Genomic DNA, 12,669 nt, shown 5'->3' with positions numbered 1-12,669 from the left:
CTGACGCCTTGACCCCGGGCAGAGGAGACCATCAGGTATGCCGGATGACGAGGAGTACCCGCCGGAGCGCCGGCCGGGTCAGCCGAACTACGTGTACCCGCAGCCGTTGCATCGCAAGCTGCGGGACAACTCCGCCGCGACGACCTCGATGGTGCTGGGCATCCTCGGGCTGGGCACCTTACTGGCGATCCTGTCCCCGTTGGCCTGGGTGAAAGCCAACCAGGCGCTCGCGGAGATCGACGCGAATCCCGGTGTCTACGGCAACCGTTCGATGGCGGTGGCCGGCCGGATCACCGGCATGATCGGCAGCATCCTGCTCATCGCCGGGCTCGTGTTCTGCCTGCTACTGCTGGTGATCGCGATCGTCTCGTCGGGCTGACCGGACCGATCCGGTCAGTCGTTTGCTTCCGATCCTGACAACGTCGGCACCCCGCCGAACCCTGGTGGAGTCGGCTCAGCACATTTAGCGTGTGCCGGGTCAGACTCACTTCAGGGAGGGGATCCGCTCGTGAGAGACGTCCGTAGATCGTTGTGTGCGGCCACTGGTGCATTCGTGCTGCTGGCCGGCGCGCTGGCAGTTCCGGTCACCGCCGGTGCCGGTACGACGGCGGTTGAAGGTGGCAGCACGGAGTACACGGTGCTGCTCGAGGCCGGGGCCAACCACGCCCAGGCGCTCGCCGCGGTGCAGGCGGCCGGGGGCAAGCTGGTCAAGGAGAACACGAACCTGGGCACGATGACGGTGCAGGCCGCCGCCACCGGGTTCGTCACCCGGGTGGACGCCTCGTCGGCCATCCAGGGCGCGGCCCGCAGCCGCCCGATCGGGCAGTTGCCGCAGGCAAGGCCGAGCACGGTCGAGCAGGAGCACCTGGGCGCCGTTGCCAAGGGCAAGAGCGTGACGGCGAAGGCCGCCAAGAAGAACAAGACCGCCGATCCGCTCGACGCCCAGCTCTGGGGCCTGAAGATGATCCGCGCGGACCTGGCACACGAGAAGCACCCGGGCAAGAAGAAGGTCCTGGTCGGCGTGCTCGACTCCGGGATCGACGCCCGTAACCCGGACATCGCGCCGAACTTCGACTGGAAGCTGTCCCGCAACTTCGCCACCGACCTGCCCGAGATCGACGGCCCGTGTGAGTTCCGCGGCTGCGTCGACCCGGTCGGCTGGGACGACAGCGGACACGGTACGCACGTCGCCGGTACGATCGGCGCCGCGCTCAACGGCATCGGTGTCTCCGGTGTCGCGCCGAACGTCTCGCTGGTGGAGATCCGCGGCGGCCAGGACAGCGGTTTCGTCTTCCTCGGCCCGGTGCTGGACGCGCTCACGTACGCCGGTGACGTCGGGATCGACGTGGTCAACATGTCCTTCTACGTCGACCCGTGGCTGTACAACTGCACCAACAACCCGGCCGACAGCGCGGAGGCCCAGGCCGAGCAGCGTGCCACCATCGCGGCGATGAACCGGGCCCTGGACTACGCGCACAACAAGGGCGTCTCGCTGGTCGGGTCGCTCGGCAACAACCACGAGGACCTCGGCAAGCCGCGCAACGACATCTCCAGCCCGGACTTCGGCGACGTGCCGCCGTACGAGCGAGTGATCGACAACGCGACCTGCGTCGACCTGCCGGTCGAAGGCCCGCACATGATCGGCGTCGCCGCGCTCGGCCCGTCGGCCAAGAAGGCGGACTACTCCAACTACGGGCTCGAGCAGAACGACGTCGCGGCGCCGGGTGGCTGGTTCCGTGACTACTTCGGGACGCCGCAGTACCGGACGAACGAGAACCTGATTCTCTCGACCTACCCGGTCAACGTCCTGCAGAACGCGGCCGTGCCGCTCGTCGACGCGGCGGGCAACATCACGGAGGCCGGCGTGGCGGGCGGAGTACAGAAGCAGTGCCCGGCCGGTGTCACGGACTACACGAAGTGTGGTTACTACAACTGGCTGCAGGGCACCTCGATGGCGTCGCCGCACGTGACGGGTGTCGTCGCGCTGATCGTCAGCGAGTACGGCAAGAAGGGCTCGCACAACTCGTTCGGGCTGGCGCCGGACAAGGCACGGAAGATCCTGCTGGACAGCGCGCAGAAGCGGGCCTGCCCGACTCCGCGCCTTCAGTCGTACGTGAACGAGGGGCGGTCGACCGAGTTCGACGCGCTCTGTGAGGGGCCGCGGACGCTCAACGGCTTCTACGGCAACGGCATCGTCGACGCTTACGCGGCGGTGACCAGGTACTGAGCAACTAAACCGCGGGCCCGGCACACCTCGTGTGCCGGGCCCGTCGTTCGTTTACTTGGGGACGAGCAGACAGGTGGTGCCGCGGTCGCCCAGCCCCCAGCCATCCTCGTTCGGGTGCAGGAAGTAGACGCTCGACGGCTTGTCCGGCTGTTCGTTGAGCGCCTTGAACCGGTCCGTGCAGCCCTTCTCGGCAGCAGCCTGTACGGCGGCGAGGCCGGGCCACTTGCCGGCCGGGAGCTCGAAGACGGCGAACACCTTGCCACCGTTGGGCTGGTCGCACGGCTGGACCTTGATGTCCTTGACCACACCCTCCTCGATCCCGGTGACGCAGTCGCCGACCCGAAGCTTGTCCGGCCGGGTGTTCACCGTCGTCGTCACCTGACCGGACGCGTCCCGGTCGGGCTCGCTGTTGCCGGCGATCAGGCCGATGACGAGGAGCCCACCGAGGAGGACCCAGAGGCCGCTGACCACCAGGCCGGCGATCGCCAGGCCTTTGCCCCGCTGGCCGGTCTTCGGGATCTTCGTGAGCGCGACGATGCACAGGATGATGCTGATCAGCACGATGCCGAAGATGCTGAGGATGAACCCGATCAGTGCCGGAGTGCTCAGCCCGCCGGAGCCGGGCGGGGGCAGGTCGTTCCGCCCGGTGTAGGGCTGGTAGCCCGGATAACCGCCTGGTGGCGGCGGATAGCCACCGGGTGGAGGCGGGTAGCCACTGGGCTGAGGAGGCAGGTAGCCGCCCTGCGGAGGTGGCGGGTAGCCGCCGCCACCCGCAGGGGGCTGTTCCGGGGTCGGTGGGGGTGGTGTCGGCTCCATGGACGGAATGTAGACCCGGCCAGGAGCAAAATTGGGGAGCTTTCGCCCGGCTAGCCCGAGATGTAGTTGGAAAGTTGCTCGCGCTCGAACTCGAGCTCGCCGATCCGGGTCTTGACCACGTCGCCGATGCTGACGATGCCGGTCAGCGCGCCGTCGGTGACCACCGGGACGTGCCGGATCCTGCGGTCCGTCATCAGCCGCATCAGGTTGTCGACCAGGTCTTCCGGCCCACAGGTGTGCACCTGCTCGGTCATGATCGCGCTGACCCGGACGTCGCCGGCGTCCGGCGTCCGGTTCAGCAGCCGGACGATGTCGCGCTCGGAGACGATACCGGCCACCGTGCTGCCGTCGGCGCTGACGACCAGCGCGCCGACGTTGTGCTCGGCCAGTAGCGCGAGGAGTTCGGTGACGGTGGCTTCTGGGGAGATGGTGACGACCTGGTTGCCTTTACCGCGCAGTACGTCGTTGATCTTCACGGAGCCTCCTGGTGATGGAGTGAGCCCAATACCCAAAGGTAGCGAATAGAACCAGTGAGCGGCAGGTCTGGCACAATACAGTCAGTGACCTGGCGTGAGGACCTGGCCGTTCTGCGGCATCGAGACGTCCGGATCTTCGTCAGCGCCCGGTTCATCTCGATGCTGGGCTCGTCGATCGCCCCGATCGCGCTCGTCTTCGCGGTCCTGGACGTCTCGGACGCGGCCAGCGCGGTCGGCCTGGTACTGGCCGCCCGGAGCATCCCCAACGTGATCTTCCTGCTGCTCGGCGGGGTGATCTCCGACCGGCTGCCGCGCAAACTGGTGATCATCGTCGCGAACTCGGTCAGCGGCCTGACCCAGGCGCTCGCCGCCGGCCTGGTTCTGTCCGGGCACGCGCAGATCTGGCAACTGGCCGCGATCGAGGCGGTGAATGGGATCGCCTCGGCCTTCGTGATGCCTGCGATGACCGGCATCCTGCCGTCGATCGTGGACCGGGCGGAGCTGCCGCAGGCGAACGCGGTCTCCGGTTTTGCCCGCTCGACCGCCCTGATCGGCGGCGGTGCGGTGGCCGGCGTGATCGTGGGGCTGGTCGGGCCCGGAGTCGGGCTGGCCGTGGACGCGGTAACTTTCTGTCTCGGCGCGTTCCTGATGTCCAGGCTGCGGCTGCCACCGATCGAGCGGTCGCAGACGTCGGTCCTGCACGACCTGCGGGTCGGCTGGACCGAGTTCGTCTCCCGGCAGTGGGTCTGGACGGTCGTGGTGGCCTTCCTGGTGCTGAACATGATCTTCTCGGCCTGCTACTCGACGCTCGGGCCGGTGATCGCCGACGACACCTTCGGCCGGATCGGCTGGGGTGCGGTGAGCGCCTGCTTCGGCGCCGGATTGATTGCCGGGGGCATCGTGATGATCCGGGTCAAGCCGAAGTACCCGGTCCGGATCGGGATGTTCGGCATGCTGGTGATGATTCCGATGTACCTGTGCCTGGCGCTCGCGCCGTACACGCTGGCCGTGGCCGGGGTGGCGTTCGTGGTCGGGATCGGGTTCGAGATGTTCGGCATCGGCTGGGAGACGGCGCTCGGTCAGCACATCCCGCTCGACAAGCTGTCCCGGGTCTCGTCGTACGACATGCTCGGCTCGTTCATCGCCGGGCCGGTCGGTCAGCTCACGGTCGGGTACCTCGCGGCCGTCACCAGCATCAAACTGGTCGAGCTGTACGGCGCCGGGCTGCACCTGGTGATCGTGGCAGCCACCCTGCTGGTCCCGTCGGTCTGGCGACTGCAACGCCACCAGAGCACCGACTCGGTCCAGCCGGTCTAGTACGGGCCTGGTTCGTCAGGGCTTGACGGCGAGGGCCGTGGCGATCAGCCGGGACCAGTCGCTGAGGTCGTCGACCGGCTTCTCCGGGCGCCACTCGATCGACGGCACGATGCCCGGTGCGAGCACGGTCAGGCCGTCACCGAACAGGGCGAGGATTTCCTCGTCGGTCCGCCACCGGCCGCGGCCGAGCGAGCCCTGCAGCAGCTCCTGCATCTCGGCGCTGCGTGGGTCGTTCTCACTGCGGAAGTGGCTGATGAAGAAGTAACTTCCGGACGGCACCCGGTCGTACCAGAACCGGACCACGGCGGCCGGGTCCTCGTCGTCGTTGAGGTGGTGCAGCACCGCGCTGAGGATGATCGCGACGGGCTTGTCGAAGTCGATCATCGCCCGCGTCTCCGGGCTGTCGTAGATCGACTTGGGGTCGCGCAGGTCGGCCTGGAAGACGGCGGTGTTCTCGTTCTCGGCGAGCAGCGCGCGGCCGTGCGCTAGCACCACCGGGTCGTTGTCGACGTAGACGACCTTGGTCTCCGGCGCGTGCCGCTGGGCGACCTGGTGCACGTTGTCGGCCGTCGGCAGGCCGCTGCCGAGGTCGATGAACTGCCGCACCAAGGTGTTCCGGACGATCTCGCGGACGGCCCGGATCAGCGCACCGCGGTTGTCGAACGCGATCGCCTGCGAGCCGGGCAGACCGGTGATGAACTTGTCCCCGAGGGCCCGGTCGACGGCGAAGTTGTCCTTGCCGCCGAGCAGGTAGTCGTACGTCCGCGCGATGCTCGGCTTGGTCGTGTCGACGCCCGGAATCACGACGCCTTCGTTACCTGCTTGGCCCATCGCGGGAAGGTCCTTCCGATCCGGCTGGTTCGACAGTGAACACTTTAGGCGATCTACGCGAGTCGGCGCAGGATCTCGTCGTGCAGGCGGCCGTTGGTCGCCAGCGCGTTGGGACCGTTCGGGCCGGGAGTGCCTTCGACGGAGGTGAACTTGCCGCCGGCCTCGTCGACGATGATGGACAGCGCTGCCATGTCGTACAGGTTGAGCTCGGGCTCGGCCGCGATGTCGACGGCGCCTTCGGCGACCAGCATGTACGACCAGAAGTCGCCGTACGCGCGGGTCCGCCAGGTCGACTCCATCAGGTCGGCGAACTGGTCCTTCTTGCCGAGCTTGTCCCAGCCCTTGAGCGAGGAGTAGGACAGCGACGCGTCCTCGACCGTCGAGACGTCGCTGACCCGGCACGGCTGCGCGGACATCAGCGCGCGGCCGGTCCACGCGCCATCGCCGTACGACGCCCACCAGCGCCGGCCGAGTGCCGGCGCGGAGACGACGCCGACGACGACCTGGTCCTCGATCATCAGGCTGATCAGGGTGGCCCAGACGGGGACGCCGCGGATGTAGTTCTTGGTGCCGTCGATCGGGTCGACCACCCAGCGGCGGATGCCCCAGCCGGTGGTGCCCTCCTCCTCGCCGACGAACGCGTCTCGCGGCCGGGCCCGGGCCAGCGTTTTGCGCATCACGTCCTCGACCTTGCGGTCGGCGTCGCTGACCGGCGTCAGGTCCGGCTTGGTGGCGATGTGCAGGTCGAGCGCCTTGTAGCGATCCATCGTGGTCGAGTCGGCGTCGTCGGCCAGGATGTGGGCGAGCCGCAAGTCGTCGGTGTGCGAGGGCATGACCGGAAGGCTAGCCTGCCGTCTGACCAGCCAGAAGTGGGCACCTTGAACACCAACCGGCGACCTCGGACATGAAATAACCTGTCCCAGGTCACCATTCGGTGTCCGAGGTCGCAACTTCGTCTCGGCGTGGGTTGAACCAATCGGACTTGTTGAACGTGCAGCTAGTGTCTGAACACATCGACTAGCTGGAGGCTTCATGTTCGAGCGCTTCGGGGATCTGCCGCTGCACGTGCTGGTGATCCACCTGACGGTGCTGGTGCTGCCGGTCGCCGCGATCACCGCGATCGTCTACGCGCTGGTGCCGAAGTGGCGCTGGCTGCTCCGCTGGCCGACCCTGGTGCTCGGGGTCGGGGCGCTCGTCTGCGCGTTCGTGGCGAAGAAGAGCGGCGAGGCGTTCGTTGCCGCGATCCCGCAACTCGAGCCGCTGGTCAAGGTCCACCGTGAGCGGGGCAACCTGCTGTTCTGGTGCGTACTGATCTTCGCGCTGGTCGCGGTGGCTGCCTTCCTGCTGCTCAGCGGGCCGTCCGCGCTCGCCAGCGGAAAGGGTGCCAAGGCAACCAAGAGCCGCCCGCTGGAGCTGGTCACGAGCGCGGCGATCGTGGTGATCGGCGTGATCGTGATCATCCAGACGATCCGCACCGGCGACGCAGGCGCCAAGGCAGTCTGGGACGGGCAGCTCCCGCCGAAGTAGCCCGTACGCCGGTACACCGGCGCGCGGCTGTTCGGAGTACGGGCTAAGTCGTCTCCAAGTCGCGGCCTTCGCGGCTGGCGAGGAGGCGGCGGAAGGAGGCGACTCGTTCCGCGTCGACCCGGCCGGCGGTGACTGCTTCGTCGAGGGCGCAGTTCGGCTCGGTCTCGGAGTGCGTGCAACCGCGGGGGCAGTCGTGCGTCTCCTCGGCCAGGTCGGGGAACGCGTTGATCAGCTGATCCGGCTGCACATGCGCCAGCCCGAACGACCGGATCCCCGGGGTATCCACGATCCACCCGCCCTCGGGCAGCCGGAGCAGCAACGCGCTGGTCGACGTGTGCCGGCCGCGACCGGTGTTGTCGTTCACGACGCCGATCGCGCGGTTCGTACCGGGCACCAACGCGTTGACCAGCGTCGACTTGCCGACGCCTGAGTGGCCGACCATCATGCTCGTCCGGTCGTGCAGCTGCTCTCGGAGTTCGGTGAGATCGCCGTCGATCTGCGTGGCAACCGATTCGACGCCGAGCGGCCGGTAGATCGAGAGCAGCGGATCGGGGTCGGCGAGGTCGGTCTTGGTCAGGCACAGCAGCGGGCGCATGCCGGCGTCGTACGCCGCGACCAGGAAGCGGTCGATCAGGCGGGTCCGCGGTTCCGGGTTGGCGACCGCGACGACGATGACGAGCTGGTCCGCATTGGCGACCAGCGGCCGCTCGATCGGGTCGTCGTCATCGGCGGACCGGCGCAGCAGCGTCTTGCGGGGGAGTACCTCGACGATCCGGGCCAGCGTGTCCTTGTCGCCGCTCGAGTCGCCGTCGAGCTTGACCAGGTCGCCGACGATGACGCCCTTGCGGCCGAGCTGCCTGGCCTTCATCGCCGTGACGACGCGGTCCGACTCGCCCACCCAGCAGGTGTAGCGGCCGCGGTCGCGGGTGATCACGAAGCCGATGACGGCGTTGTCGTAGGTCGGCCGGTCCTTGGTCCGCGGCCGGGTGTGGCGCTTCGGCCGGTCGTACTTGGCTTCCTCGTCGTACTTCGACATCAGCTCACCAGCGCCGACCAGAGATCGGGGAACTCCGGCAGGGTTTTCGCAGTCGTCGCGATGTTCTCGATCTCCAGACCGTTGACGGTGAGCCCGAGGACGGCGGCGGCATGCGCCATCCGGTGATCGTGGTACGTGCCGAAAAGTCCACCGTGCAAGGGTTTCGGGCGGATCTCGAGTCCGTCCGCGGTCTGCGTGACGTCGCCGCCCAATGCGTTGAACTCGGTCTCCAAGGCGGCCAGCCGATCCGTCTCGTGGCCGCGCAGATGGGCGATTCCGCGCAGGTACGACGGTCCGTCGGCGAGCGCTGCGATCGCGGCGAGCACCGGCGTCAGCTCGCCGACCTCGCTCAGGTCGAGGTCGGCGCCCTGGATCCGGCCGGTCCCGCGGACGGTGAGCTCGCCGTCGGTGAGCGTGACGTCGGCGCCGAGGCGGGTGAAGAGGTCGGGCAGTTGGCCGCCGGGCTGAGTCGTCTCGGTCGGCCAGCCGGTCACGGTGACCTCGCCGCCGGTGACGACCGCGGCAGCGAGGAACGGGGCCGCGTTCGACAGGTCCGGCTCGATCGCGGTGTCGAGGGCGCGGATGGGGCCGGGGGCAACGATCCAGCGGTTGGGCTGGCTGTCGTCGACCTGGACACCCCGCTCACGCAGCATCGCGACGGACATGTCGAGGTGCGGCTGGGACGGGACCGGTTTGCCGTCGTGCAGGATGTCGACGCCCTCGTCGTACCGGGCGCCCGCGAGGAGGAGCGCGGAGACGAACTGGCTCGAGCCGGAGGCGTCCAGGGTGACCTTGCCGCCACGGACGGAGCCGGTACCGCTCACGGAGTACGGCATCCGGCCGGTGCCGTGGTCCTCGATCTGCACGCCGAGAGCGCGCAGCGCGCCGAGGATGACGTTCATCGGGCGTTCGCGGGCGTAGGCGTCGCCGTCGAAGGCGATCTCGCCGTCAGCCAGCGCGGCCACCGGCGGCACGAACCGCATGACGGTGCCGGCCAGACCGCAGTCGACGCTCGCGGGGCCCTTGAGGGAGCCGGGCGTCACGGTGACGAGGCCGTCCTGCTCGGTGATACCGACGCCGAGGGAGATGAGGGCTTCGCGCATGAGGTTGGTGTCGCGGGCCACGAGCAGCCCGGACAGCGTGGACGGACCGTCGGCGATCGCGGCGAGCACGAGTGCCCGGTTGCTGATCGACTTCGACCCGGGCACGGTCACTCGCCCCCGGACCGCCACCGTCGCGGACGGTGCCGGCCACCCCTGCTGCGCTGTCATCTCACTCCCAGCTCTCCGAAGATTCCGCCCCGAGCCTATCGGTCGGGCACGCCGGTCGTGCGCGGTGGAACCTTACGAAGTCACGTTCGGAGCGGATGAGCGCTCAGCCGAAGGGAAGTTCTGCCTTGGCGACCCGGGCGGCCAGCTTGGCCTCGCGGCGGGCGGTACGGGCGAACTGCTTCGTCTCACGCTTCGCCAGCTTGGCGCCGCGCTTCGTCTCCCGCTTGGCCGCCTTGGCGCCGTGGCTGGCCCGCCAGGCGACGCCCGGCTTGCCCTCGGTGTCGACGGCGGCGAGCAGCAGCCCGCCCATGATGCCGAGGTTCTTCATGAACTGGATCTTCTGAGCGGCCTTCGCGGCCTTGTCGGTCTCCTGCCAGAACGAGTGCCCGGCGAGCGTCGTCGGCACCAGCGAGCCGGCCAGTACAAGGGCGCCGAGGCGGCGTCCCTTGCCTGAGGCGAGCGCGAGGCCGCCGATCACCTGGGCGGCACCGTTGAGCCGGACCAGGTTGGCCGTGCTCTCCGGGATCCGGTCGCCGACCTGCGGCGGGGTGACCTTCTGGATCAGCGGGACGAACCGGTCGGCGACCGGCTGGGCCTTCGCGACGTGCGGTTCGGGGTTCCGGAGTGCCTGGGCACCCTGGACGACGAAGATGGCGGACAGCAACGGCCTGGCCAGTGCACGCACGACAGTCATGGCTCCTTCTTACCTGGTCCGACAATCCCGGTGGGGCACCAGGTGCCCGTGTGTCTTGTACCCAGCCTGAATCACGCCCAGTGATTACGCTCAGATCGCGCAGCCGTCAGGCCCGCACGCAGCGTCGTCGGAGGAGCCGGGAGTCGTGATCAGCGTCACCGCCGGACGGTCGGCCGCGGCCCGCCGGATCGCCTCGGTGAAGACCTCGACCGGCTGGGCGCCGCTCACGCCGTACTTCTGGTCGAGTACGAAGAAGGGCACCCCGTTGGCGCCGTACGCGAGCGCCTGCGCCTGGTCGGCGGCCACGTCATCGGCGTACGTCGTACCGGCGAGCACCTCGGTGACCTGGTCCTCGGGGAGGCCGGTCTCGACCGCGAGCCTGGTCAGGGTCGCGTGATCGCCGACCGGGAGGCCGTCGGTGAAATAAGCCTTGAGGTACCGCTCCTTGAGCCGGTCCTGGGTGTCAGCCGGTACTTCGCCTGCCTCGGCCAGCTCGAGTGCGAGGTGCAGGACGCGGTGGGCATCCAGCGTGTTCGCCGACTTCGCGTCCTCGAGGTGGAAGTCCAGCCCGACCGCGGCGGCGCTCGTGGTCACGTGTGCGTTGGCCTGCTCGCCCCACTCGCGGCCGCGGCCGTACTTCTCGCCGAGTCGCAGGGCCAGGTCGCGGGGGTCGTCGTTGGTCGACGACGGGTCGAGCTGGAAGCTGTGCCAGACGATCTCGGCCTGCTCGCCGGTCGCCGCCAGGGCCTGTTCCAGGTGCCGCTTCCCGATGTAGCAGAACGGGCAGACGACGTCGGACCAGATATCTATGCGCATGAAGAGGAAAAACAGTCAGTACTGGCCGGGTATTCCCAAGAACGCCCGGCCCCGAGGATCCGGGACCGGGCGACTTGGGCTGGAGGATGGTCAGCGGTTGGTGGCGGCCTGCTCGATCAGCTTGGTCACCGGGGTGGGCTCGGAGATCATCACCAGGTGCGAGGCGCCCTGGACCTTGACCGTCTTGGCGCCAGCCCGCTGGGCCATCCAGGCCTCGGCGGCCGGGGCGATGGCGCGGTCCTTGGAGGGCAGGATCGCGTACTTCGGCAGGTTGGCCGGTGCGGACTTGGCGATGACCTCGGTGAAGGCGGAGGCCGCGATCGGACGCTGGGAGGCGCCGAGCAGGGACTGCTCGCGGTACGGGAGGTCGTCGGCGAAGACGGTCCGGAACGACTCGGGCTTCATCGCCAGGTCGACGCCACCGGCGTACGAGATGACATCGGTGGTGTCGGGGCCGATCTCGCTGCCGGGGAACTGGGCGTTGAGTCCGCCGACGGTCTCACCGGCCTGCGGGATGAAGGCGGCGACGTACACGAGGGCCTTCACGTCCGGGGTGGAGGCGAGCTCGGTGATGATCGCGCCGCCGTAGGAGTGGCCGACCAGGACCTTCGGGCCGGGGATGCCGGCCAGTACGCCGGTCAGGTACTTGGTGTCGCTCTCGGGACCGCGGAGCGGGTTGGCCGGGACGACGACCTTGTAGCCGTCGCGCTGCAGCTTCTTGGTGACCTCGTTCCAGCTGCCGCCGTCGGCGAAGGCGCCGTGGACCAGGACGATGGTCGGCTTGGGCTTGCTGGGGTGCTGGTCGGTGGTGGCGGTTGCTGCGGTGGCGCCGGTGGCCAGCAGGGCGAGGCTGGCGACGGCTACGAAGGTACGGCGAAGGGGATTCATTGCAGGTACTCCGGATTCTGGTGAGAGGTCTGGGGTCGGGGCGAGTTTTGGGGTGGGGATCAGAGCGCGGAGGCGATGAAGTCGGCGACGGTCTTCGGCTGGGAGACCGAGACGGCGTGCGAGGCGTCGACCTCGATCGTGGTGCCGCCGGCGCGCTTGGCCATCTCGCGCTCGCCGTCGGGGTGGATGGCCTGGTCGCCGGTCGCGATCAGGAAGTGGGTGGGCAGCCGCTTCCAGCTCGCCGCTGGGGCCGGCTCACCGAACGCTGCGGCGGCGATCGGGCGCTGCGAGCGGCCCATCACGTCAGCCTGCGCGGCCGGTACGTCGGCTGCGAACAGCTCGTGGAACTTGTCGGTGGCGATGCTGAGCCAGGTCTCTTCGCTGCCGTCCGTGGCCGGCAGGGTGTGCGGCGCGAGGCCGGTGCCGAAGTCGGTGGCGGGGAAGCTCTCGTTCAGGCCGCCGAGGGTCTCGCCCTCGTCCGGGGCGAAGGCCGCGACGTAGACCAGGCCGGTGACGTTGTCGGCGTCGTTGGCCGCGGCGGTGATGACCGCGCCGCCGTACGAGTGGCCTACCAGGAGTACCGGGCCGTCGATCTCGCGGACCTGGGCGGCGACGCGGCTGCCGTCCCGGGCGATGCCGCTCAGCTCGTTGGCGACGGCCAGCGCGGGGATGCCGCGGGCGGTGAGGTCGGTGACGACCTCGTTCCAGCTGGACGCGTCGGCGAACGCGCCGTGGACCAGGACGACGGTGGTGGCTTTCTCGCTCATCTT

Annotated in this window: 14 protein-coding genes; 4 read left to right on the top strand and 10 right to left on the bottom strand. The window is 68.9% G+C overall.

Annotated features, from left to right (window positions below; translation table 11 throughout):
- Positions 1-37 precede the first annotated feature (37 nt).
- Positions 38-379 (top strand): DUF4190 domain-containing protein, encoded by a 342-nt coding sequence (locus OHA70_RS00895; RefSeq protein ID WP_328327421.1) that lies wholly within the window; start codon positions 38-40, stop codon positions 377-379.
- Positions 380-508: 129 nt separating this feature from the next.
- Entirely contained in the window at positions 509-2,227 is a 1,719-nt protein-coding gene (locus OHA70_RS00890) for a S8 family serine peptidase (RefSeq protein ID WP_328327419.1), read from the top strand.
- A gap of 51 nt (positions 2,228-2,278) precedes the next feature.
- Here the strand turns inward: OHA70_RS00890 and OHA70_RS00885 are convergent, their stop codons facing one another.
- Positions 2,279-3,043, bottom strand: a complete 765-nt coding sequence (locus OHA70_RS00885) for a DUF4190 domain-containing protein (RefSeq protein WP_328327417.1) — start codon at positions 3,041-3,043, stop codon at positions 2,279-2,281.
- A gap of 50 nt (positions 3,044-3,093) precedes the next feature.
- Positions 3,094-3,519 carry a CBS domain-containing protein gene (locus tag OHA70_RS00880; RefSeq protein ID WP_328327415.1) on the bottom strand — a complete coding sequence of 142 codons (426 nt, stop codon included), beginning with the start codon at positions 3,517-3,519 and terminating at the stop codon, positions 3,094-3,096.
- An 84-nt stretch (positions 3,520-3,603) separates the two neighbouring features.
- On the opposite strand from OHA70_RS00880, the gene OHA70_RS00875 reads away from it, so the two are divergent.
- Positions 3,604-4,836 (top strand): MFS transporter, encoded by a 1,233-nt coding sequence (locus OHA70_RS00875; RefSeq protein ID WP_328327412.1) that lies wholly within the window; start codon positions 3,604-3,606, stop codon positions 4,834-4,836.
- 15 nt (positions 4,837-4,851) lie between these two features.
- On the opposite strand, the gene OHA70_RS00870 is transcribed toward OHA70_RS00875, so the two are convergent.
- A complete protein-coding gene (locus OHA70_RS00870; RefSeq protein ID WP_328327410.1) occupies positions 4,852-5,667 on the bottom strand; it encodes an SAM-dependent methyltransferase in 816 nt (271 codons plus the stop codon).
- A gap of 53 nt (positions 5,668-5,720) precedes the next feature.
- Complete coding sequence (gene hisN / locus OHA70_RS00865) at positions 5,721-6,500, bottom strand: histidinol-phosphatase (RefSeq protein ID WP_328327408.1); 780 nt, start codon at positions 6,498-6,500, stop codon at positions 5,721-5,723.
- 199 nt (positions 6,501-6,699) lie between these two features.
- Here hisN and OHA70_RS00860 point away from each other — a divergent pair, with 199 nt between their 5' ends.
- The gene (locus tag OHA70_RS00860; protein WP_328327405.1) at positions 6,700-7,194 is read left to right on the top strand and encodes a DUF2231 domain-containing protein; all 495 of its coding nucleotides are present in this window, start codon (positions 6,700-6,702) and stop codon (positions 7,192-7,194) included.
- Positions 7,195-7,237: 43 nt separating this feature from the next.
- On the opposite strand, the gene rsgA is transcribed toward OHA70_RS00860, so the two are convergent.
- The 6 genes from rsgA to OHA70_RS00830 all read right to left on the bottom strand — a co-directional run bounded on the left by rsgA (position 7,238) and on the right by OHA70_RS00830 (position 12,666).
- A complete protein-coding gene (gene rsgA / locus OHA70_RS00855) occupies positions 7,238-8,230 on the bottom strand; it encodes a ribosome small subunit-dependent GTPase A (protein ID WP_328327403.1) in 993 nt (330 codons plus the stop codon).
- Positions 8,230-9,501, bottom strand: coding sequence for a 3-phosphoshikimate 1-carboxyvinyltransferase (aroA, locus tag OHA70_RS00850; protein WP_328327401.1), 1,272 nt, complete (start codon positions 9,499-9,501; stop codon positions 8,230-8,232). Before aroA ends, rsgA begins: the two co-directional genes overlap by 1 nt.
- Positions 9,502-9,604: 103 nt before the next feature.
- Complete coding sequence (locus tag OHA70_RS00845) at positions 9,605-10,195, bottom strand: DoxX family protein (protein WP_328327399.1); 591 nt, start codon at positions 10,193-10,195, stop codon at positions 9,605-9,607.
- Between the two features lie 90 nt (positions 10,196-10,285).
- On the bottom strand, positions 10,286-11,011 hold the full coding sequence (locus OHA70_RS00840; RefSeq protein WP_328327397.1) for a DsbA family oxidoreductase: 726 nt from the start codon (positions 11,009-11,011) through the stop codon (positions 10,286-10,288).
- 90 nt (positions 11,012-11,101) lie between these two features.
- Entirely contained in the window at positions 11,102-11,899 is a 798-nt protein-coding gene (locus OHA70_RS00835; protein WP_328327395.1) for an alpha/beta hydrolase, read from the bottom strand.
- A gap of 59 nt (positions 11,900-11,958) precedes the next feature.
- A complete protein-coding gene (locus OHA70_RS00830; RefSeq protein WP_328327393.1) occupies positions 11,959-12,666 on the bottom strand; it encodes an alpha/beta fold hydrolase in 708 nt (235 codons plus the stop codon).
- Positions 12,667-12,669 lie beyond the last annotated feature (3 nt).

The sequence above is a fragment of the Kribbella sp. NBC_00382 genome (assembly GCF_036067295.1).
GTDB lineage: Bacteria > Actinomycetota > Actinomycetes > Propionibacteriales > Kribbellaceae > Kribbella.
Note: the sequence above shows the minus strand (reverse complement) of the source record. Positions and strands in the feature narration are given on the sequence as shown.